We start from the raw sequence: 22,804 nt of genomic DNA, 5'->3' as shown, positions 1-22,804 counted from the left end.
TTATGCAGTATAAGAGATATTATTGCTAACTTAGTTTTATTTCTGCAAATTGCAGGAAATAATAACAATATGTCGAAGAGAAAACAAGTTAAAAAGGATTTGAATAGATTTAAGGAGGTTCCATTGTGAAACAGGAAATACTAGAAAGGTCACTCTTGGTAGGTGGAAGAACTATGACTTTCCAAACCGGGAAACTTGGTAAGCAAGCGGGAGGTGCAATATTTCTCCGCTATGGAGATACTGTGGTGACTGCATTTGCTACATGCAGTACTGTGGCTCGAGAGGGCATTGATTTCTTTCCCTTGACTGTTGAGTTTGAAGAACGTATGTATGCTGCAGGCAAAATTCCAGGTGGATTTATTAAACGTGAAGGAAGAGCGAGTGAGAAGGCTACTCTGTCAGCACGTTTGATTGACCGTCCTATCCGCCCGTTGTTTCCGCAGGGATTTCGCAATGAAGTTCAAGTGGTTGCAGCAGTAATGTCAGTTGATCAAGACTGTGCAACAGATATTACCGCAATCAATGCTGCTTCTGCAGCGTTAAGCATATCCAACATTCCCTTTGAAGGTCCTATTGCGGCAGTTACGGTAGGACTTGTAGAAGATGAATACATCATTAATCCTACTATTGATCAAGGAGCAAAAAGTGAAATGCTTCTTACAGTAGCAGGAACTCAGGATGCTGTTATGATGGTAGAAGCCAGTGCTCATGAAGTGCCGGAGGATAAAATCCTAGAAGCTATTATATTTGGACATGAAGAAATCAAGAAAATAACCAAGTTTATTAAAGACTATCGTGAGGAAGCTTCTAAAATGGGCTTAGCAAAAGATAAACTTGAATTAAAGATTGCAGGCAATCCGGCTAATATTGTAGAAGCGGTTAATGCCTATGCTTACGACAGGTTAGATAAGGCTGTCCGCGTGGAAGAGAAAAAAGCTCGGGAGAGTGCGATTGACGAAGTAAAAGCTGAAACTTTGGCTCATTTCGAAGCTGAGTTCCCAGATGATTCAAGAGTCATAAAAAATGTTTTAGAGGACATTGTCCATCAAATTGTCCGCAAATTGATCACCCACGAGCAGATTAGACCGGATGGTCGGGCAGTTGATGAAGTTCGTCCAATAAGTGTCGAAGTAGGGATCTTACCTCGTACCCATGGGACGGGCCTCTTTACACGAGGGCAGACTCAGGTTTTAACAGTAGCGACTTTGGGCGCTGCAAGAGATGAACAGATCTTAGACGGTTTGGGTTTAGAAAGATCGAAACGTTATATACATCATTATAATTTCCCTCCATACAGTGTTGGAGAAACAAGGCCTATGCGTGGGCCGGGACGAAGAGAAATAGGCCATGGTGCTTTAGCAGAACGTGCCTTAATCCCGGTTTTACCAAACGAAGACGAATTTCCCTATACGATTCGCTTGGTGTCTGAGGTCTTGGAATCCAATGGATCCAGTTCGATGGCTTCCGTATGCGGTAGCACTCTTTCTCTAATGGATGCGGGCGTTCCTATTTTATCGCCAGTAGCAGGGATTGCGATGGGCCTTATTAAGGAAGAAGATCAAATTGCCATTCTTACAGATATTCAGGGTATGGAAGATCACTTTGGGGATATGGATTTTAAAGTGGCTGGAACTAGCAAAGGGGTAACCGCTTTGCAAATGGATATTAAAATCATGGGTGTATCCAGAGAGATTCTCTTAAAAGCTTTAACCCAAGCTAAAGCCGGTCGGCTTTTCATTTTAGATAAGATGTTGGCTGTGATGGACAAGCCTAGACCGCAACTTTCTTCCTATGCACCAAGAATTATCACCGCCACAATTCATCCGGATAAGATTCGTGATGTTATTGGACCTGGAGGAAAAACCATTAAGAAAATTGTAGAGGAAACTGATGTCAAAATTGATATCGAGGATGACGGACGTGTCTTCATATCTTCAGTTGGTGGCGACGGTGGAGAGAAGGCCTTGAAAATTATTCAGGCCCTGACTCAGGAAGTAGAAGTTGGCAAGATCTATCAAGGTAAGGTAACAAGAGTTATGGATTTTGGCGCTTTTGTTGAAGTCATCCCAGGGGTTCTGGGACTTACTGGTAAGGAAGGCCTTGTTCATATTTCTCAACTGGCTCACGAACGTGTAGAAAAAGTGGAAGATATTGTTAAAGTTGGGGATGAGATTACAGTTAAAGCAACTGCTATCGACAAACAAGGCAGGTTAAATCTGTCTCGAAAAGAGGCAATGCCCCGTAAGGAGAATCCAACGATTCCTAAATCTTAACGACTTTTCAAATAATCAACAAATGATCAGTCTGTGAGTCCTCCTATCCGCATAAATGTTAAGGAAGGGGGGACGCATATGTTCATTAACTTAAAAATCTCGCGACGAATACTCTCGTTTGGCGGGATTTTCTTTCTGTTACTCGCCGGTATTATGGCAGGGCGTTGGGTTACAACATCCAATACGCCTGTCTCTAAACCAATTGAGCAGATCAAGACGGATCAGAAAATCATGGCTTTAACGATTAATGTGGATTGGGGCGAAGAATATATCCCAGCGATCTTGGATGAATTGGAGAAGGGTAAAGCAGATGTAACTTTTTTTGTTACAGGACGTTGGGCTAAGAAAAATCCTGAATTACTTCAACAAATCCATAGCAGAGGCCACCAGATCGAAAATCATGGGTATTCACATCCCCATCCAGATCTGCTGTCCGTGGGGACCAATCGAGAAGAAATCAAAAAAACTGAGAGCATTATTGAAGGAATTATAGGGAAAAAGACACATTTGTATGCCCCTCCTTATGGTGAGAAGGGTATGCCAGGACTGCGAGCTGCCCATGAGCTAGGTTATCAGACCATTCTATGGACATTAGATACGGTTGACTGGAGACAGGAAAGCACGCCGGAAATCATTGCTAAACGAATTATTAATCCAGCGATACGGTTCGGAATTAAGCCAAATAAGTCTGGAGCCATAGTATTAATGCATCCTAAAGCAAATACAGTCAAAGCCTTGCCTGTGATTCTTAAACAACTAACTTTAGAGGGTTATATTTTCCAAACGCTTGATGAACTAATAACATATGACCAGAGCGGAGATACTACCTCATGATAAATGAAAAGTTGAGGTGGTTAAATGATCAGGCTAAAGTGGACGCAGGCTTGGGACTGCGTTATTCTTTGTGTTATAGTTATAAGCTTGTTACTGGTGAAACCCGTATATGGTGCCCCGGCTGAGAAGCTCGAAAATAAACCTGTGGTTGCAAAGGGTCCATCAGGGGTTACCGCAGATGCTGCTGTGCTGATGGATGTGGCAACAGGGGATATTCTTTTTAGTAAACAGGCGCATAAACGTCGTCCTCCCGCAAGTACCACTAAAATCATGACAGCACTTTTAGGGTTTGAGTTAGGTCGGCCCGATGAAGTTGTTACAGTCAGTGAAAAAGCGGCGGCTGTAGGGGAATCGACCATATATCTCGACCCGGGAGAAAAGATTACACTCTATGAACTTATAACGGGGGCATTGATCCGTTCCGGCAATGATGCTTGCGTTGCAATAGCAGAGCATATCGCCGGAAGTGAAGAACAGTTTGTCAAATTTATGAATCGTAAGGCCTTAGCGCTTGGTGCTCAAGATACAAATTTCGTAAATACTAATGGCTTACCCCGCAAGGAGCATTATTCCACAGCCTATGACCTTGCTGTAATGGCACGATATGGTTTGCAAATTCCTCAATTTCAATCAATTACCCGACAAAAGGAAACGGAAATTCATTTTATTGAACCGGACGTTTTTATGGATGTAAGAAATACAAATAAATTGCTTTGGAACTATCCTTATGCAGATGGTATAAAAACGGGGACGACGACCGCTGCCGGCAAATGCCTTGTGGCTTCTGCCACGAAGGAAGGACGTCAATTGTTAGTTGTTGTTCTCAATGCACCCGATCGATTCGGAGATGCTAAGAAACTCTTAGAGTGGGGCTTTCAAAACACTGAGACTGTTCGATTGGCAGATGTTGGACAGGTTATTGGAGAGTTTCCTCATATTACAAAGCCGGTCCAAGTCTTAACGACTGATCCCCTCGATGTTAGCATTCCGAAGGCTGACCGCGAGAAGCTGTTAACCCGTATCGAGTGGGAGAAAGCAAAGAATCTTCCTATTCGTGCCGGAGAACGGGTAGGTCGTTTCGAAGTTTGGCTGGGAGAAAAAAGGCTGAATAGCGTTCATCTGATAAGTGAAAATGAAGTCGCAGAAAAATCGTTCCTTAAAACGATAATTCCTTATGATTGAAGGAAGTACGAGGGAGTGAATTTATTGTATAAAAAGACGTTGTTGCCTAATGGAGTTAGAATTATTACAGAAGAAATTGACCATGTGCGTTCGGCTGCTTTAGGAATATGGGTAGGGGCAGGATCTCGAGATGAACGTGAAGGGTTTGAGGGTATTTCCCACTTTATTGAGCATATGTTTTTTAAAGGAACTGAGCATAGAAGTGCTCGCGCTTTAGCAGAATCACTTGAAGCGGTTGGGGGGCAGTTGAATGCCTTTACAACCAAAGAATACACTTGTTATTACGCTAAAGTACTTGATGAGGACTTGGATCTTGCGATTGATGTTTTAAGTGATATGTTTTTCAGTTCGCTTTTTGATGAAAAGGAAATTGAAAAAGAAAAGAACGTTGTGATTGAAGAGATCAAAATGTACGAAGATTCTCCGGATGAGTTAATCCACGATGTCTTTTCAGAGTATGTTTGGAATGATCATCCTCTGGGGAAACCGATATTAGGCACAGAAGAGAGTATAAGATCTCTAAGCAGAGAAAAAATCATGCAGTTTCTTACTGAACATTATGCTCCTGATAATGTGGTGATTTCTGTCGCTGGTAAAATAAAACATGAGGATGTCGTAGCTAAGCTTTCTCCTCATTTTGGCACATTCAAACGAGGCGGGCGAAGAGTACTCGAGGAGACGCCCAAAGGTTTGACGATAGAACATTATCAGAAGAAAGATACTGAACAAATGCATATCCTTTTGGGAGTGCCTGGGCTGGGTCAAGATGATGAAGATATCTACGCTATGCACATTTTTAATAATATTTTAGGTGGAGGATTAAGTTCTCGTTTGTTTCAGGAGATACGTGAACAGCGGGGATTGGCATACTCTGTTTATTCTTATCACTCTACTTACGTTGATACCGGGTTATTTGCGGTCTATGCGGGAACAAGTCCCAAAAATACCCAGGAAGTCGTCGTCTGTATTCTGGAAGAATTGATGGAGATGAAGACAAAGGGAATCAGTGTCGAAGAATTGGTGAGAACAAAAGCTCAAATTAAAGGCGGGTTATATCTCGGATTGGAAGCGGTTAGTAGTCGAATGAGCCGCTTAGGGAAGACGGAACTAACCTATAATCGCGTGCTTTCGCCAGAGGAAGTGGTAGAGAAACTCGAGAAAGTAACTCAAGAGGATGTTTTGCGTGTGATCGGGCGTCTTTGGCAAAAGGACAATATAAGTATTATGACCCTAGGTCCAGCCGGGCATGATGTGGTTATGCCCGACATGTTGAAACAAACAGGATGGTAAAGGCGAGGTTCGATACTCGAGGTGCGAAGTCCGAGGCCTAAATAGGATTTTTGTGGTTCGAATATTTGGACTAAGGTAGAAGTTTGAAATTTTGTGGTTTGATCGTGGAATTGTCGAACCACGAATATAGTGTTTGGGGGAATTTTTCAGTGCTTAACTCCATAAACGTAAAAATAAAAAAAGTGAGGAAAAATTTTTCAGTTCTGCCAAATTATGCAACTGTGGCTTCAGCTGGAGTTGACCTGTGTGCCGATTTGAAAGACACCTTGACCTTGAGTCCAGGAGAGAATGTTAAGATTCCTACAGGTCTGGCTATTGAACTTCCAGGACCGCATGTTGTTGCACTTGTCTTTGCACGCAGCGGTTTGGCTAGTCGTTACGGAATAGGCTTAACAAACGGTGTTGGAGTGATTGATTCAGATTATCGTGGGGAAATTCAAGTATTGATGCATAATTTGGGTGACCAGCCAATTACGGTCAATTCAGGAGACAGAATAGCTCAAATGATATTTATGCCTATTTTCAGGGCAGTCTTTGAAGAAGTCGCAGAACTTGAAGAAACTGCCAGAGGAACGGGCGGTTTTGGTTCGACAGGTGTGTAAAGAAATGCTTGGATAGCGCCAAGCTTAGGTAACTAATAAAATAGAGTACTTTGAAAACTTCCTTAGGAATCTAAAAACCTTCTGTTTTTTGTTCTAAGGAAGTTTGTCTATTCATACACTCCCCATGAGGGGGAGTGAAAATGCAAGCCCTTGGGGCAATATTTTTAGCAATCGGTATTGTAGTTTCAGTACGTGAACGAAAATATAAAATGATGTGGCGGTCATCTGAGCCGTCATCTAATATGCTTGCTTCGGCCTTAAGCCAATTGGTTGGGACCGCCGGGGGGATTTATCTGTCACTGGAACTTTTGTTTTCCTTCTTGAAGATACCGGAAGATTGGTGGAGCAACAACTCAATATACTTTGTAGAGCCGCTTGCAGTAATTTCTCTATTACTGGCTATATTACAACCATTTGTTCTAAAAGCTTGGATAAAATTGAGAAAATAGGGGAGAGGATAAAGATGCTTTTAAGTGATCTGGCAGGAAAAGAAATAATCAATCTCTATGATGGAGCAAAACTGGGATTGGTGGGAGATGCAGACCTTGAGATTTCCTTTAATGGATCTGTTGAAGCAATCATTCTTACTTCCCGAGGAGGTTTTTCAGGTTTTTGGGGTTCCAAAGGAGATCGAGAGCGTGAACAACTTGTCATACCTTGGCAAACGGTTAAAAAAGTCGGGTCTGAGGTCATTATCGTGGATTTACAGAACAGATCGGAAAGAATTCGCTGAAAATTCAATTTGACAGAGGACCTGATACCCAATAAAATGAATGGAAAAGCTTTAACCCCGCATTGCGTTTTGGCAACGGGGTTTTTACCTTATCATCGCAGGAGGGGTTTCGTTGAAGAAAATTCGTGTTTACGTGGCTGGAGCAAGTGGGAAGATGGGTCAAGAAGTGATCCGTACGATTTTGAAAGAAGATGATCTCCTTTTAGTAGGAGCTTCAGATACGCGACATCAAGGAATGGATGTTGGGTTTGTTGTTGGTGCTCCGAGGGTTGGTATTGATATTACTGGGCCACTGGAGATCGAGAATTTGCGTTCTTCGCGAGCCGACATCTTAGTTGATTTCACGAATCCCCAGTCAGTTTTAAAAAATTCGAAAACAGCTATAATGGCTGGAGTGGTTCCGATTATAGGAACCACCGGGTTAGATGAAGCTGAGATAGGTGAAATTCGTACACTCGTAGAAAAAGAAAAAACAGGTGCATTTTTGGCACCGAATTTCTCTATTGGGGCAATTTTGATGATGCGTTTTGCAAAGGAATCTGCAAAATATTTCCCTAATGTTGATATCATTGAAATGCACCATGATCAAAAACTAGATGCTCCATCGGGTACAGCCTTAAAAACGGCGGAAGGAATTTTAGAAGTCCGTGAACCTATGGTCCAAGGACACCCAAATGAATACGAGAAAATCCAAGGGGCCAGAGGCGCAGACATTGGTGGAATTCATATTCACTCTGTACGTTTGCCAGGTTTAATTGCTCACCAAGAAGTTATATTCGGAGGATTAGGTCAGGCACTGACCATTAGGCATGATGCATTTTCCAGAGAAACTTATATGCCTGGGGTCATGCTGAGTATACGTAAATCTTCTGAGCTGACAGAACTGGTAATAGGGCTCGATAATTTCCTTGATTAATGATTTTCGGCGTAACCGCAGCCTGCATACCCTCATATAATGGATAGTAGTCATAGGACACTGTCTCAAAGGGGGCATAAAAATGAGTGCGGGTTTGAAGGGAATTCGTTTTGCAGTAGTTGGAGGAGATGATCGGGAACTCTATTTAATTTCCGAACTACAAAAACAGGGGGCCTACATAGTCGGTGTCGGATTCGAAAAGGCTTCTCCCATTTCGGGAATGACTCTTGCGCCATCTCTGGAAGAAGCTGTTGAGCAAGTGGATGTGTTGCTTTTTCCGATGTTCGGCACCGATGAACGTGGGGTAGTCAAAGCTAAATACTCAGATTCACCCATTGTCTTAAACAAGAAGGTACTTGAATCTATTCCAGCGCGCGTACCACTGGTCATTGGCTTTGCGCGGCCAGCTTTAAAGTCAGCAGCAGATAATTTTGGAATTCAATTAGTAGAAACTGCAAAGCTGAATGAACTTGCCATCCTTAATTCCATACCTTCGGCCGAAGGTGCTATCCAAATGGCGATGGAAGCAACAACGATTACAATTCATGGCAGTCAAAGCTTCGTCATAGGATTAGGTCGCTGTGGTTGGACTCTGTCACGGATGTTACAAGGAATTGGAGCACATGTGACTGGAGTTGCTCGCAAGCCTTCGGATCTGGCACGCGCTACAGAAATGGGACTCCATCCAGTACATTTTACTGATCTAGAGGATGAGATTGGGCGTGCTGAAATTATTTTCAATACGGTACATCATCCAATATTAGATCGCATGATGTTAGAAAAGGTGGCTCGAGATGCCGTAATCGTGGATTTGGCCTCGATTCCAGGAGGGACTGATTTTGAATACGCACAGTTGTTGGGTATTAAAGCTCTCTTGGCTCCAGGCCTTCCTGGTATTGTAGCTCCTAAAACAGCCGGACGAATTCTTGCTCATATTTACCCGCAACTTATTCTTCGTCACTTGACCACAGTGAACACTACTTGTAAAGTGGAGGTGTAAGGGATGAAGTTTGATGGGTTGAGAATTGGTTTTGCTATAACAGGATCACACTGTACAATACATGAGGTTACCCAGGTAATGAAGCGATTAGTTGATGAGGGTGCAGAGGTGACACCGATTATCTCTTATTCTGTTGATAGTATGAACACACGATTTGGCAAAGCAGAGGATTGGAAGCATCAATTTCAAGAGATTACTCATAAGGAGCTCATTTCTACTATTCCTGATGCGGAGCCGATTGGGCCCAAGAAGATGTTCGATTGCGTAGTGATTGCTCCATGTACCGGAAATACTCTGGCAAAGCTTGCTAACGGAATTATTGACAGCCCGGTGCTCATGGCGGCTAAATCCCATCTTCGAAATCAGAGACCTTTAGTTTTAGCAATTTCCAGTAATGATGGACTGGGATTAAATGCCCGTAATATTGGAACCTTACTCATTACAAAAAATATTTACTTGGTGCCGTTTGGTCAAGATAATCCAGAAGTCAAGGCAAATTCTCTAGTGGCACATATGGATAAAATTCCGGATACCATTCTCATGGCTTGCGCCGGAAAGCAAATTCAACCGGTATTAGTGGATTATTTAGTAAAGTGATCATCGTCTGGCATAATAAGGTGCCTTGCGTGTAGTAAGGCACCCCCCACTGGTCAATTCCAGATAAAAAGTAAGGAGGAACATAGTTAATGTCAAATGTAGCAATTGTTGGAGCCACAGGTGCAGTAGGACAAGAGTTCCTTAAAATTCTTGCCGAGCGGAAGTTTCCAGTTGATGAACTGAGGTTGTTAGCGTCAAAACGTTCTGCCGGTAAACGTATTGCATGGCAGGGTCAAGAACTTGAGGTTCAGGAGACAACCCACGAGAGTTTTAAGGGGATAGATATTGCGCTCTTTGCAGGTGGATCAGCAAGCACTGAATATGCTCGATCTGCGGTTGACAGTGGGGCTGTGGTCATTGATAACAGTAGTGCTTTTAGACTTGACCCGGAAGTGCCGCTTGTAGTGCCCGAAGTTAATCCGGAAGATGTAAAATGGCATAAGGGAATAATTTCCAATCCTAATTGTTCGACGATTATTATGGCCGTAGCACTTAAGCCGATTTATGATTTAGCTGGAATTCGTCGCGTGGTAGTATCTACTTATCAAGCCGTTTCAGGTGCCGGGCGAGAAGGTATTGAAGAATTAGGTGCACAGGTGAAAGCTTGGTCTCAAGGGGAAGAACTTATTTCCAGCGTTTTCCCTCATCAGATTGCCTTTAACCTTGTTCCGCGCATTGATGTATTTCAAGAGGGCGACTATACCAAAGAAGAGTGGAAGATGGTTAAAGAAACCCAGAAAATCTTCCACGTACCTAGTATGGCAATTACCGCGACAACAGTTCGCGTACCTGTTTTTCGGAGTCACTCAGAATCTATTAATGTTGAAACAGACAGGCTGGTGAGTGTTTCAGAAATTCGGGAGGCCTTAAGCAAAGCGCCCGGTGTCGTAGTAATAGACGACCCTAGTAAGGATCACTATCCAATGCCATGGTTTAGCTCTGACAAAGACGAAGTCTATGTTGGGCGTTTGCGTAAGGACTACTCCATCGATCAGGGATTTAACATGTGGGTGGTAGGAGATCAAATTCGCAAAGGTGCGGCCACAAACGCTGTTCAAATCGCAGAGCTATTACTTTAATCGAGGATCGCAACTGGAGATTTTGTGTTCTAAAGTTCTATTGGTTAAAGATATAGTTTGGAGTTCGCGGTTCAATCCACGAGAAGGGGGGATAGGAATTGAATATCCTAGTACAGAAATTTGGCGGTACCTCCCTTGCTACAGAAGAGCGAAGGACTCAGGTGGCGTCTATAGTTTCAGAAGCAGTTCAGGATGGGTATTCTCCAGTTGTCGTGGTATCGGCTATTGGACGATCCGGGGACCCCTATGCAACGGATACGTTTCTGAATATGGTTAAAGAGATACATCCTGATTTACCCAAACGAGAGTTAGATTTACTGATGAGTTGTGGAGAAGTCATTTCAGGGACTGTCTTGGTAAGCACTTTAAATAGCCTGGGGTTGAGAGCGGTCCTCTTGACGGGAGGGCAGGCAGGAATTATTACTAATAATGATTTTGGAGATGCCCGGATTGTGCGAGTGGAGCCTGCAGAGATACTAAAGCAATTGGTAGAAGGGTATGTTGTCGTTGTGACCGGATTTCAAGGAGTTACAGAAGGTGGTCAGGTTACAACTCTTGGTCGAGGAGGAAGTGATACTACGGCTTCAGCACTTGGGGTTGCTCTTGCTGCTGAATTTATCGATATCTATACCGATGTTGAAGGGATCATGACTGCTGATCCTAGAATCGTTGAAAATGCTCGTATTTTAGATATTGTTACTTATAATGAAATATGTCAGATGGCTTATCAAGGAGCAAAAGTTATTCATCCACGCGCCGTGGAAATCGCGATGCAACGAAATATTCCGCTGAGGATAAAATCAACTTTTTCTAAAGCCCCAGGGACATTGGTAACCAATATGCATCCCAATCGGGAAGTCGGAACGGATATTACCACTGACCGCATGATTGCGGGAATCGCCCATACACCTAATGTCACTCAACTTCGGATATTAACCGCAGATGCTTCAAACAAACATCTTACAGATAAGCGGATTTTTAAAGCAATGGCACTTGCGGATATAAGTGTAGATTTTATAAGTGTGCAACCAGAAGCAGTGTTATATACTGTTTCAGATGAGGTTGCGACAAAAGCAATCCAAATGTTACGGGATATGGACTTTGAACCAGATGTTTTAACCAGTTGTGCAAAGGTATCCATAGTTGGGGCTGGAATTGCAGGCGTCCCAGGTGTTATGGCAGATATGGTCGAAGCACTCTCGGACGCTGGTGTGACTATCCTGCAATCGGCTGATTCACATACAACAATTTGGGTGCTGGTTCATCAGGGGGACATGGTGACTGCAGTACAAGCGTTGCACAAGAAGTTTGAGCTAGACATATAGTATGTAAAATGAATGTGGGAAGAAAGGATGAGAAAGATGTCTTTTGGTAGAATCTTGACTGCCATGGTAACTCCTATGAATGAAGCCCTGGAAGTGGATTATCAAGAAGCCGTACGCTTGGCTCAGTATTTGACAGACCACGGATCAGATGGGGTTGTTGTGTGTGGTACCACAGGAGAATCTCCTACTGTAACCGATCAAGAAAAAATTGAACTCTTTAAGGCGATTAAAGGGGCTTTGGGAACGAAGGCAAGGGTGATTGCAGGGATTGGATCAAATTCCACAAATTCCAGTGTTTCATTGGCCCGCATGGCGGCGACAACGGGTGTAGACGGTTTAATGGCAGTTGTGCCCTACTATAATAAACCTTCTCAAGAGGGAATGTTTCAGCACTTTAAGGCGATAGCAGAGGCGTCATCATTACCTTTAATGCTTTATAATGTACCTGGCAGAACGTCAGCTAATTTAATGCCAGAAACAGTTAAGAGATTGTCTGAAATCCCTAACATAGTTTCGTTAAAAGAAGCAGCAGGCTCCTTGGATCAGGTCAGTGAGCTAAAAAGACTGTTGCCGGTGGGATTTGAGGTGTACAGCGGAGATGACTCAATGACCTTGCCAATGTTGGCCTTAGGATGCAGCGGAATAATTAGCGTTGCCGCTCATGTCATTGGAGACGAAATGAAAGCCATGGTAGATGCGTGGTTTGCAGGGGATACAGCTCAAGCAACAAAATGGCATCTTGAACTGTTTCCGGTATTTAAAGGGATATTTGTAACCTCAAACCCTGTCCCGATTAAAGCACTTATGAATATGATTGGTATCAAAGCCGGTGGAGTTCGCTTGCCTTTAGTTGAGGCAACGAATGAGGAAATAAGCTGCTTACAAGATCTTATGAAAACTATAAAAAAGTTAACCCCTAAGAATAGAATTCAGGCACAAGTAATATCAGAATTAAAAGTTGCTTCCGAAAAGCCTGGACATTCAAGCGTCTAGACATTTAAATGAGCAAAACACGAAATAACCGAAGAGTATGCTTTGCGCGCTTTATATATTCTTATAAAGAAAATGAACCTCTGCTTACGTCTAACAGGGGTTCATTTTCCTTATAACTATTCATTACTAAGAGTAAACTTCCAACCGCAATAGAATTCTTCAGGGTGAGGGTCTGGGGGGCATGCTATGCAAACCGTCTTGATTCGCGAGTCAATTGTAGAAGCAAATAACGAATACTCGACTTCTCCCACCGGCTTACAAGGATGGTCGGGCATATTCTTTTGTTTTCGTTTAGACTGAACACGGCAATCTTTCATTTTAAAAATAAGGGTATGATCGTCAGGCCTGAAACATTCTTGTACATTGATGAAAGCATATAGTCGAAACCTTAGCGCTCTTTCTAATGCGTCAAGGCCTCCATCTTTAGGTAACCCAAGGAACTTCATAACGCGTTTAGCTTCTAAGACAGTAAACGTTCGCCAAGCCTTAATATCTAGTTCGACTGCTTCATCAATCCCTCGCATTTGCTCAATAGCTTGGAACCAAAGCCCATCATGTGCTAACCAGCGGACTGAAAAATCTTCTAACAGGGCTAATGCTTGCTCTCGGGTAAGATCATCTTTAGAGTTTAACATCTTTAACCTCCCTCGTTATAAAATAGTCCACAAAATATTTATAATATTTTGCATTTTGAATTAGTATTCTCTAGCACTATTGAAATTCCTGCCTGTTAAAAATAATATAAGTCACCACCCACCAAGGTGATGACTTATAGAAGAGATATAATAAGGGAATTAATAGATTATAGAGGATTTATTTATCTCCCGGTTCATAAAAAGCACATTCAGCTTCACGATCCATTATGCTGGAGGTGACACTTAATGTTTCGAGTTGACAGTGGCCATCCTCGTTATGATGGCATTTGGTTGCGCTGCAAACAACATTGGTCATGACTATTCCACCTTTCTAGTACTAGTCAGAAAGTACGACTTAAAGGTATAGTTCCCGAATTGTGGTGTTTAATACATGAACTACGTCAGAAATACAGTGATCAAGGTACTTTAAGAGAAAATGAACTGACTTGCAAGCCTACGTTTTTCGCGCTATAATGTAGTATCTTTATTGTGCGGCTAGTTTCATAGATGATTATCGAAGTACTGGCGAATACTGGGCGTCATTGTGTTCGTTATGTTATTTCGCGTCTTTTTGTTGCTTTATTTTGGGGCTTCGAAGAAACCACGGGGATCCCGTTAGCTTTTTAGGCACATGAGATATAAAGAAAAATTGGCTAGTGCCAAGCCGAAGGCGTAGGCGGTCGCCTAGTTGCCCTTATGCTTCATAAAGTATATAACGTTAAGTTAATACTTTATGGGTAGCGTAAAGAAAACTTGGCTAGAGTCAAGCCGAAGGCGGTTGCCCGTATACTAGTACAAAAAATAGGAGGTGGATTTGATTGCCAAAAGATCATAAATTGCAAATTATTCCTTTGGGCGGACTCGGAGAAATTGGAAAGAATATGACAGTAATACGCTATGATAACCAGATGGTGCTTGTTGATGCTGGATTAGCGTTTCCGGATGAAGATATGCTGGGGATTGATATTGTAATACCAGACTACACATATTTGATTGAACACAAAGAAATGCTTCTAGGTATATTACTAACCCATGGACATGAAGATCATATCGGTGCCTTGCCATATTTATTGAGAGATGTGGATGTGCCCGTTTTTGGAACGCGTTTGACTTTAGGGATCATACAATCTAAGATGAAAGAGAATAACTTAAATAATATCCAGGCAACGGTTGTACAGCCTCGTGATGTCATAAAGCTCGGAGTTTTTCGCATTGAATTTATTCGTGTCAATCACAGTATACCTGATTCAGTTTCGATCGCTATCCATTCTCCTTTAGGAACAGTTGTTGTAACGGGGGACTTTAAATTAGATCACACCCCTGTTTCGGGTGAGATATTAGACATTCATAAATTCTCTGAACTGGGAGACAAGGGAGTTTTATGTTTACTGTCAGACAGTACGAATGTAGAAAGAGCTGGATTTACGCCCTCTGAAAGTCATGTTGGGGAAATGATTGATGAAGCGTTTCGTAATGCTAAGGATCGTGTCATTCTTGCCAGCTTTGCTTCCAACGTATACCGACTCCAACAAGCGATTACTGCTGCAGTTAATACTAACCGCAAAGTAGCGGTTGTGGGACGAAGTATGGTAAATATAGTTGGAATTGCTGAAGAACTGGGGTATTTAGATATTCCAGAGGGAACCCTTATGGATATCGATGAAATCATCGGACTGCCGGGAAATCAGGCTTGTATTTTAACCACTGGGAGCCAAGGTGAGCCCATGTCAGCGTTAACCCGCATGGCTAACCACGATCATCGGCATGTAGCGATTCAACCGGGAGACACTGTGATCATTTCTGCGAGCCCAATTCCAGGCAATGAGAAATCTGTAGCTAAGACAGTCGACCAATTGTTTAAATTGGGAGCGAATGTGATTTACGAATCTGCAGAAGGAATGCACGTATCGGGTCATGCAAGTCAGGAAGAACAAAAATTAATGCTCAGCATGGTTCGACCGCAATATTTTATGCCTGTTCACGGGGAGTATCGCATGTTGATCAAACATGCCCAGTTAGCAGAACAACTTGGTATTCCCAGAGAAAATATTTTTATCACTGAGAACGGTGGGGTTGTTGAATTTACACGCCACGGGGCAGCTTTAGGCAGTAAGGTAATGGCTGGAAAAGTCTTGATAGACGGGTTAGGGATCGGAGACGTAGGCAACATCGTGTTACGAGATCGCAAACAACTTTCACAAGACGGTATTCTAATTGTCGTCATGACCATAAGTCGTTCAAGTGGAGCTATTGTATCGGGTCCGGATATTGTGACACGAGGATTTGTTTATGTACGTGAGTCAGAGACTATGTTAGAAGAAGCTAAACAAAAGGTTAGACAGACGATGGCGCGTTGTCGAGAGAATCGAGTTACGGAATGGGCTGTCTTTAAAAATCAAATCCGAGATACTTTAAGCAAACACTTTTATGAGAAAACACGCCGCAGACCTGTTATTTTGCCGATTATTCAAGAGGTTGAATAGTTATAAAGTTAAAAAAATTCTTACTTGACGGGGAAGAGTATTCGTGTTAAGTTTATAAAAAGTAAATATTTCGAGCAAGTAATTTTTCTTTATAAGAAAAATTAAACAGGGAAGCCGGTGTGAATCCGGTGCGGTCCCGCCACTGTAAATGGGGAGTTTTTGCCATATCCACTGAGGGAACTTGGGAAGGAGGCAATAAACGATGAACCTAAGCCAGGAGACCTGACTGCTCGTATGCTTTAACTCACGATGGATGAGTGGCAGGGATTTTTGTTAATTCGGCCCTCCATATCATGGAGGGCTTTATATATTATTTTGAGTACATAATAGGTTTCCCGAGGGAAACTATCTGCAGGTTAATGTCTTGTTCTAGCGGGATCTGCTTTCAAAAATGCGAACGCGACTTGAAAGCAGAAGAGAACGCATCGTTCGAGATAACCGGTACGTTGCTGTCTTCGGATTAGTGATGTAGGGTTATCTCTTTATTTTTCGATTAGAGAGGGGGATACGGGAGCAGTGCATAAAAGGTATCTTGTTAGTTAAATCAACAAACATTAGGTTTGATGATTAACGTAAAGAAGGAGTGTTAAAACTATGAGTCTTCGTAAAATAAAACATATCGGTTTATTAATAGCCTATGTCATGTCTATATACATCTTTATTCCTGATAATGTTTACGCGATGCACATCATGGAAGGCTTCTTACCCTTTAACTGGGCAGCCTTCTGGTGGATTGCCATGATTCCTTTTGTTATTGCTGGAGTGCGTTCAATTAAACAAACAGTTACACTCTACCCAAACTTAAAAATGTTATTAGGAATGGCGGGAGCCTTTGCATTTGTTCTGTCAGCTTTAAAAATTCCATCTGTCACCGGTAGTTGCTCGCATCCTACAGGTGTTGGCCTAGGTGCAATTTTATTTGGACCCGCAGCTATGACGGTTCTAGGAATGATTGTTTTAATTTTCCAAGCACTTTTGTTGGCTCACGGAGGAATAACAACCTTAGGTGCGAATACGTTTTCTATGGGAATTGTTGGACCTTTTGTCACATATGGTGTCTATAAAGGATTGAAAAAATTGGGGGCTCCCCAATGGCTCTCGATTTTCATGGCAGCAAGTTTAGGGAATTTGATGACCTATGTAACAACCTCCATTCAGTTAGGTCTCGCCTTTCCCGCAGCTTCAGGTGGAGTAAGCGCTGCCATACTTAAATTCATGGGTATTTTTGCAGTCACTCAGATTCCTTTAGCGATAAGTGAAGGACTACTTACAGTTATGGTATTTAATATTCTTACCGTTTATAGTCAAAGAGAGTTGCAAGTTTTAACCGCATTCACAGGTAAAGCGATAACTTCCATTAAACGGGGGGTGAAAGCATGAAACTCTTTACCAAGAACATGATAATTCTAGGATTTGTAGTATTATTAGCTGTTCTTCCTCTTTATATAGCGAGGGATGCCGAGTTTGGTGGTGCTGATGGTCAGGCTTCAGAAGCGATCATGGAACTCAATGCTGATTACACCCCTTGGTTTGAGTCGTTTTGGGAACCACCCAGCGGCGAGATTGAATCGTTACTGTTTGCTCTGCAGGCTGCTATCGGAAGTGGATTTGTTTTTTATTATCTAGGCTACTCGAAGGGCAAACATGCTGTTAATAAGAGTGATCAAGCGTGATTGCCATTGATGCTTATGCCTATAACAATAAACTAAAAAGCGTTCATCCCGCAGAAAAGTCTCTTTTTGCAATGCTTACAATGGGCATGTGTCTAACATCTTCAACGATGCTTACCCCATTCATCGTTTTAGTTTTAATGGCTGGAGGAATTGTCTTTAAAGCAGGTATTCCGACTCGAGTTCTAATCAGACTTTTAGCTATTCCAATGTCCTTCCTTTTAATCAGTGTATTAACGATAGCAATTTCAGTATCGACCGACTCTTCTGGATTTTGGCTGGCTCAAACAGTTAAGGGTTTTACTATAGGGATACACTACCCAGATCTACTGACAGCCGCTAACCTCTTTCTCAGATCGTTAGGGGCTGTATCCTGTCTCTATTTTCTAGCCTTGACAACACCAATCACTGAGCTGATCGCAGTCCTCCATACATTAAAAGTACCTTTCATTATTACTGAATTGATGGTACTCATATATCGCTTTATCTTTGTTTTTCTGGAAACGGCGACAATGATTCGGCGTGCGCAGTATTCTCGTTCCGGTTATGTTTCTCTAAAAAGTTCTTTTCGTTCTATGAGTAGGCTCTTTTCTGCTCTTCTAGGTAAAGTCTTTGTAAAATATCAAGATCTTTACAATACCATGGCCGCGCGAGGGTACAATGGAGAAATTAGAGTGCTTTCCCAGAAACGGCCGATTTCCCTTAGAAATTATTTTTTTATCGCTGGGATTGAGATACCTTTAATTATACTGAATTTGCTTTGGAGGTAATGAATTTGTCTGAGCTCATACTTGAAGCAGTTAATCTAGAATATTCTTATCCAGATGGGACAAGCGCTTTACGCAAAGTGAATTTGCAAGTTCAAAAGGGAGAAAGACTAGCTATTCTCGGATCAAACGGAGCGGGTAAATCTACTTTATTTATGCATTTTAACGGAATCTATCGTCCAAACTCGGGCTTTATTAAATATCAGGGACAAGATATTTCTTATAAAAAACAGGACTTAATCGAATTGCGCAAAAAAGTAGGAATTGTCTTTCAAGATCCAGATAGTCAGTTGTTTTCCGCTAGTGTGTGGCAAGATATCTCGTTTGGCCCGCTCAATCTCGGACTTTCAGAAGAAGTAGTAATAGAGAGAGTTAAGCAAGCCATGTTAGATACTGAAACCACTGACCTTGAAGATAAACCGACTCACCTGTTAAGTTATGGTCAGAAAAAACGGGTTTCTATCGCGGGAGTATTAGCAATGGAGCCGGAAGTCATTATATTTGATGAGCCAACCGCCGGAATGGATCCTCGTCATTCTCATGAGTTCATGCAAATCCTGGAGAAATTGAGCTTAGAGGGTAAAACAATTATTCTATCAACGCACGACGTCGATTTAGCGTATAGCTGGTCAGACAGATTAGCAATAATGTACCGTGGAGAAATCATCGCCCACGGATTACCTGGCGAGCTATTAACTCGGCCAGAGATTGTGAAACGTGCTGATTTGACTATTCCTTGGCTAATAGAAACACATACCGAGTTGGTGAAAAAAGGATGGCTTCCTTCGTCTGCTCCTTTACCAAAAACCAAAACAGATTTATTCCAGAACATTCCGGCTAAGAGCGGTCAACAAAGTGCTTAGAATGAACATCTCTATGGAGGTTAGCAAATGATATTACTTTTGGGAGAAACAGCTGCGGCGCGTGAGATTAGTGAATGTCTTAATAGCAGAAGGCTTGAGCTAATACGAACGCAAACGTGGAGCGAAAAGATGTGTCTGCATTCGCCGACATTAATCATTGATGCCAGCCCGCCTTCCAGTAGTGTAAAGTTTGCCCCTTTACGCCAATGGTGTGAACCGCGAGGTATTCCTTATCTTCGTTTAGAAAGACCTGAGACAATCATTCCTGTTAGCTCGTTAATCTATCCAGTAGATAATTGGGAGGAAGCGTTGCTCCAATTGGAGCGGCGCGTGGGTGCTTTGCATCAAGAGAAAGGGCGTCCTGTAACGATTTTTGTCACGACGGGAAGTCACCAATTAGAAAGCATAGTGCGAAGTCCGTTTGCCCGATTTGCCCGTATAGTTGTCCGGGTTCTGCCCGAGGGACGTTTAGTTCAGAAGTGTCAAGATATGGGCATTCCGCCAAGGAATATCGTTGCTATGCAAGGGCAATTTTCTAGAGATGTAAATCGAGTATTCTTTAAATTTTACGGGGCTGATATTCTTTTGACTCGAGACAGCGGGTTTGCTGGTGGGACTGATACGAAAATCTCTGCTGCTTTGGAATTGGGTTTAGAGATTGTGTTTATCAAAAGAAACAATCTGAATTTAGGATTGACGGTCAACAGTATTCATGAATTGCTGGATTGGGTAGACGCTAATGTTACTTTGCCAAAATGATATGAATATAATCACTTGAGACGAGGACGACTGATCCTCGTCTCTTTTTTCAGCCTATTAAAGTTCTCTCCTAGAATAAAAACCTAAGGACAGGAGAGTAGATTTGGAAAATTTTTTTCTCAGGGCTTGCAAAAATAATGAAGGGCGTTCAATATAATCTTAATGAGTATATAGTTTACATAAAATTAGAAAATTATTATCTAGGTTCAAATTTGACAGGGGGTAGAATTATGTTGGATCTTCTCTATAAACGCCGCAGTATTCGGAAGTACACATCTGAAAAGTTGGATGTTGACACAGTTCAATTGCTTTTAAAAGCTACATTATTAAGTCCCTCCTCGCGAGGGTTCCAACCGTGGCAATTTGTTGCTGTCGATGATTCTGAAGTATTAACTCAGTTAGCATCATGTAAAAAAGGTGCAGGGTTTCTAAAGGATGCTGCCATGGGCATTGTTATTTTAGCTGATCCTGCGAAAAGTGATGTATGGATAGAAGATGCATCCATTGCGGCAACGATTTTACATCTAACTTCAGCATCTTTAGGATTAGGATCATGCTGGATTCAAATTAGGGAACGCCAGTTTTTGGAATCCGAAACGGCCGAACAGTACGTACGAAAGATCTTGAGCATTCCAGAGAATCTTAAAGTTACTTCGATTATTTCTATCGGATACCCTGACGAATCTAAGTCGTCTCATTTGGAGGGAGATTTAGGGTTTGATAAGGTTCACGTGAATAAGTATGGGTCAAAATTCTAAGACATAGACGCCATACTGGTTGATCAATGGCAAAACACGAAACCGGGGGGGCGTAAGAAATGGCCGAAATCTTATTTATCGCACCATTACAAGAGCTGGCTAGTTTGGTTAAAGAAGTCAGTCGTTTGGAAGATGCTTCAGAGATCGATATTAAGGTCGCCCGAATGGAGGAAGGGGTGAAACTTGCCTTAGAAGCTGAGGGGCAGGGGTACCACGTGATTGTCAGCAGGGGAGTTACCGCTTGGATGATTAGAGAGTCTGGAGTTTCTCTACCTGTCATTGATGTACTTATTGGTGGATTAGATATCTTGGAAGCGTATTTACAGGCTAAAAGACTCGGGAGCGCCATCGGCATTGTTGATGTTAAAGAAATGATTCAAGAGATAGTTAGTTTCGAAGAGATTGTCGGAGAGAGTTTCGTAAAGTATGCCTTGGCAGACCAGAAGGAGGACATTCTTAAAGGGGTAGCTGCTCTGAAAGCAGCTGAAGTGCAAGTTGTGATCGGTAAAATCGCTATGGTAAATGCGGCGAAAAAACTGGGCATGCAGGCGGTGGTAATTAAGTCTGGCAGGGAAGCCGTCCAGCGCGCTTTTGCGGAAGCAAAGCGCGTCTTAGCAGTGCGTAAGTTAGAAAAACGTCGTGTTGAACAATTAAAAGCTATTTTAGACTTCACCTATGACGGGGTTATTGCTATGAATGAAGAAGGGAGAATTAGCGTTTATAATCCGGTTGCAGAGAAACTGACGGGATGGACTGCTGAAAAAGCTATTGGACAGCTGGTTATTGACGTGTTGCCTAAATCCCGCTGTCAAAATGTCTTAAAGACGGGTAAGGCAGAGGTTGGGGAGATTATGGAGATAAATCGAGTTAAAGTTGTGGCTAATAATATCCCTATTAAAGTGGACAATAAATTAGAGGGGGTAGTTACTACCTTTCAGTCCGTTGACCGGTTGCAAAGTCTAGAACATAAAGTGCGGCGTACCTTAGCCGACAGGGGACATGTTGCAAAGCATAGTTTTAGTCATATCATAGGGCAAAGTCAAGCGATTAACGATGCTGTAAAATGGGCGCGGGAATATGCCCAAGTTGATTCTACAGTCCTTTTGCATGGCAGGACCGGATCGGGAAAGGAACTTTTTGCTCAAGCAATTCACAATGCCAGTCCGCGACGGTGTGAATCTTTCGTGGCCATAAACTGTGCAGCTTTGCCAGAAAACCTTTTAGAAAGTGAACTATTTGGTTATGTTGAGGGTGCTTTCACAGGGGCTCGCAAAGGAGGCAAGGCCGGAGTATTTGAGATCGCCCATGGTGGAACCTTATTTCTGGACGAGGTTGGGGAGATGGCACCCTCGTTGCAAGCACGCCTACTTCGGGTATTGGAAGAGGGCGAGGTCATGCGTTTGGGGGATAACAGCATTTTGCCAGTGAACGTTCGGCTAGTGGCAGCGACACATCGAGACCTTAAAGAAATGGTCGAAAAGGCAAGCTTTCGAGAAGATCTGTTTTATCGCTTGAATGTTTTGTCCTTAGTGGTTCCAGAGCTTGCTGACCGTGGAAATGATATTCTACTAATTGCCCGTCATTTCTTGGAAAAATTTGGTCGAAAGATGAAACGGAGTACGGGTGGGCTTTCTGGAGAAGTAGAACAAATCCTCTTAGACTATCCATGGCCTGGAAACATACGCGAATTGCGCAATGCCATGGAACGTTTAGTCATGCTGACCGGGGAAAGGGAAATTTCCGAGGATGATACTGCTCGGGCGCTTGGCTTGGACCGAAAGCAGACTGTCATTATTCCTGAACGGGAAGAGAGGCTGCGTGGCGAAGTTGAGTTGGCGGAAATTCGTTCCATTCAGAAGGCCCTTAAGGAATGTGGCGGCAATAAAACTGAAACGGCCCGTCGTTTAGGAATTAGTCGGACTACCTTGTGGCGTAAGATGCAAGAAGCAGAGGATATGTCATAATTGCGATTTTGAGATTTCTAATAGTCATAGAGAAAGTATCGAGAGAGCTCGGCTTACTTTGTTGGAATGCAAGAAAAAGAT

Annotated in this window: 23 protein-coding genes and 1 riboswitch; of the genes, 21 read left to right on the top strand and 2 right to left on the bottom strand. The window is 42.6% G+C overall.

Going from position 1 to position 22,804, the window contains the following annotated elements; all coding sequences use genetic code 11:
* Positions 1 to 125: 125 nt before the first annotated feature.
* The 13 genes from LJE72_RS08425 (at position 126) to dapA (ending at position 12,824) form a co-directional block, all read left to right on the top strand.
* Complete coding sequence (locus tag LJE72_RS08425) at positions 126 to 2,273, top strand: polyribonucleotide nucleotidyltransferase (protein WP_229247172.1); 2,148 nt, start codon at positions 126 to 128, stop codon at positions 2,271 to 2,273.
* A 78-nt stretch (positions 2,274 to 2,351) separates the two neighbouring features.
* On the top strand, positions 2,352 to 3,107 hold the full coding sequence (locus LJE72_RS08420; RefSeq protein ID WP_229247171.1) for a polysaccharide deacetylase family protein: 756 nt from the start codon (positions 2,352 to 2,354) through the stop codon (positions 3,105 to 3,107).
* 24 nt (positions 3,108 to 3,131) lie between these two features.
* A complete protein-coding gene (locus tag LJE72_RS08415) occupies positions 3,132 to 4,289 on the top strand; it encodes a D-alanyl-D-alanine carboxypeptidase family protein (RefSeq protein ID WP_229247170.1) in 1,158 nt (385 codons plus the stop codon).
* A 24-nt stretch (positions 4,290 to 4,313) separates the two neighbouring features.
* Positions 4,314 to 5,579, top strand: a complete 1,266-nt coding sequence (locus LJE72_RS08410) for a M16 family metallopeptidase (RefSeq protein WP_229247169.1) — start codon at positions 4,314 to 4,316, stop codon at positions 5,577 to 5,579.
* A gap of 149 nt (positions 5,580 to 5,728) precedes the next feature.
* On the top strand, positions 5,729 to 6,181 hold the full coding sequence (gene dut / locus LJE72_RS08405) for a dUTP diphosphatase (protein WP_229247168.1): 453 nt from the start codon (positions 5,729 to 5,731) through the stop codon (positions 6,179 to 6,181).
* 140 nt (positions 6,182 to 6,321) lie between these two features.
* On the top strand, positions 6,322 to 6,630 hold the full coding sequence (locus LJE72_RS08400; RefSeq protein WP_229247167.1) for a hypothetical protein: 309 nt from the start codon (positions 6,322 to 6,324) through the stop codon (positions 6,628 to 6,630).
* 14 nt (positions 6,631 to 6,644) lie between these two features.
* On the top strand, positions 6,645 to 6,914 hold the full coding sequence (locus tag LJE72_RS08395; RefSeq protein WP_229247166.1) for a YlmC/YmxH family sporulation protein: 270 nt from the start codon (positions 6,645 to 6,647) through the stop codon (positions 6,912 to 6,914).
* Positions 6,915 to 7,026: 112 nt separating this feature from the next.
* Positions 7,027 to 7,830: a 4-hydroxy-tetrahydrodipicolinate reductase gene (dapB, locus tag LJE72_RS08390; protein WP_229247165.1), complete on the top strand. Its 804-nt coding sequence runs from the start codon at positions 7,027 to 7,029 to the stop codon at positions 7,828 to 7,830.
* Positions 7,831 to 7,912: 82 nt separating this feature from the next.
* The gene (gene dpsA, locus LJE72_RS08385; protein ID WP_229247164.1) at positions 7,913 to 8,830 is read left to right on the top strand and encodes a dipicolinate synthase subunit DpsA; all 918 of its coding nucleotides are present in this window, start codon (positions 7,913 to 7,915) and stop codon (positions 8,828 to 8,830) included.
* 3 nt (positions 8,831 to 8,833) lie between these two features.
* A complete protein-coding gene (locus LJE72_RS08380) occupies positions 8,834 to 9,427 on the top strand; it encodes a dipicolinate synthase subunit B (RefSeq protein WP_229247163.1) in 594 nt (197 codons plus the stop codon).
* An 89-nt stretch (positions 9,428 to 9,516) separates the two neighbouring features.
* A complete protein-coding gene (locus LJE72_RS08375; protein WP_229247162.1) occupies positions 9,517 to 10,506 on the top strand; it encodes an aspartate-semialdehyde dehydrogenase in 990 nt (329 codons plus the stop codon).
* A gap of 98 nt (positions 10,507 to 10,604) precedes the next feature.
* Entirely contained in the window at positions 10,605 to 11,831 is a 1,227-nt protein-coding gene (gene dapG / locus LJE72_RS08370; RefSeq protein ID WP_229247161.1) for an aspartate kinase, read from the top strand.
* 36 nt (positions 11,832 to 11,867) lie between these two features.
* A complete protein-coding gene (gene dapA, locus LJE72_RS08365) occupies positions 11,868 to 12,824 on the top strand; it encodes a 4-hydroxy-tetrahydrodipicolinate synthase (RefSeq protein ID WP_229247160.1) in 957 nt (318 codons plus the stop codon).
* Between the two features lie 116 nt (positions 12,825 to 12,940).
* On the opposite strand, the gene LJE72_RS08360 is transcribed toward dapA, so the two are convergent.
* Positions 12,941 to 13,459 carry a DUF6125 family protein gene (locus LJE72_RS08360; RefSeq protein ID WP_229247159.1) on the bottom strand — a complete coding sequence of 173 codons (519 nt, stop codon included), beginning with the start codon at positions 13,457 to 13,459 and terminating at the stop codon, positions 12,941 to 12,943.
* Between the two features lie 178 nt (positions 13,460 to 13,637).
* Positions 13,638 to 13,775, bottom strand: coding sequence for a DUF1540 domain-containing protein (locus LJE72_RS08355; RefSeq protein WP_229247158.1), 138 nt, complete (start codon positions 13,773 to 13,775; stop codon positions 13,638 to 13,640).
* A 502-nt stretch (positions 13,776 to 14,277) separates the two neighbouring features.
* On the opposite strand from LJE72_RS08355, the gene LJE72_RS08350 reads away from it, so the two are divergent.
* The 8 genes from LJE72_RS08350 (at position 14,278) to LJE72_RS08315 (ending at position 22,723) form a co-directional block, all read left to right on the top strand.
* Complete coding sequence (locus tag LJE72_RS08350; protein WP_229247157.1) at positions 14,278 to 15,942, top strand: ribonuclease J; 1,665 nt, start codon at positions 14,278 to 14,280, stop codon at positions 15,940 to 15,942.
* A gap of 59 nt (positions 15,943 to 16,001) precedes the next feature.
* Positions 16,002 to 16,186, top strand: a riboswitch (cobalamin riboswitch).
* A gap of 350 nt (positions 16,187 to 16,536) precedes the next feature.
* On the top strand, positions 16,537 to 17,322 hold the full coding sequence (locus LJE72_RS08345; RefSeq protein ID WP_229247156.1) for an energy-coupling factor ABC transporter permease: 786 nt from the start codon (positions 16,537 to 16,539) through the stop codon (positions 17,320 to 17,322).
* Positions 17,319 to 17,615 (top strand): energy-coupling factor ABC transporter substrate-binding protein, encoded by a 297-nt coding sequence (locus tag LJE72_RS08340; protein ID WP_229247155.1) that lies wholly within the window; start codon positions 17,319 to 17,321, stop codon positions 17,613 to 17,615. The genes LJE72_RS08345 and LJE72_RS08340 overlap by 4 nt, the downstream gene beginning before the upstream one ends.
* Positions 17,612 to 18,382: a cobalt ECF transporter T component CbiQ gene (gene cbiQ, locus LJE72_RS08335; protein ID WP_229247154.1), complete on the top strand. Its 771-nt coding sequence runs from the start codon at positions 17,612 to 17,614 to the stop codon at positions 18,380 to 18,382. The genes LJE72_RS08340 and cbiQ overlap by 4 nt, the downstream gene beginning before the upstream one ends.
* A 5-nt stretch (positions 18,383 to 18,387) precedes the next feature.
* On the top strand, positions 18,388 to 19,242 hold the full coding sequence (locus tag LJE72_RS08330; RefSeq protein ID WP_229247153.1) for an energy-coupling factor ABC transporter ATP-binding protein: 855 nt from the start codon (positions 18,388 to 18,390) through the stop codon (positions 19,240 to 19,242).
* Between the two features lie 27 nt (positions 19,243 to 19,269).
* Positions 19,270 to 20,001 carry a precorrin-6A/cobalt-precorrin-6A reductase gene (locus LJE72_RS08325; protein WP_229247152.1) on the top strand — a complete coding sequence of 244 codons (732 nt, stop codon included), beginning with the start codon at positions 19,270 to 19,272 and terminating at the stop codon, positions 19,999 to 20,001.
* A 230-nt stretch (positions 20,002 to 20,231) separates the two neighbouring features.
* Entirely contained in the window at positions 20,232 to 20,759 is a 528-nt protein-coding gene (locus LJE72_RS08320) for a nitroreductase family protein (RefSeq protein WP_229247151.1), read from the top strand.
* A gap of 59 nt (positions 20,760 to 20,818) precedes the next feature.
* Complete coding sequence (locus LJE72_RS08315; protein WP_229247150.1) at positions 20,819 to 22,723, top strand: sigma 54-interacting transcriptional regulator; 1,905 nt, start codon at positions 20,819 to 20,821, stop codon at positions 22,721 to 22,723.
* Positions 22,724 to 22,804: the final 81 nt, after the last annotated feature.

This window comes from Desulfosporosinus shakirovi (assembly GCF_020595055.1).
Taxonomy (GTDB): Bacteria; Bacillota; Desulfitobacteriia; order Desulfitobacteriales; family Desulfitobacteriaceae; genus Desulfosporosinus; species Desulfosporosinus shakirovi.
Note: the sequence above shows the minus strand (reverse complement) of the source record. Positions and strands in the feature narration are given on the sequence as shown.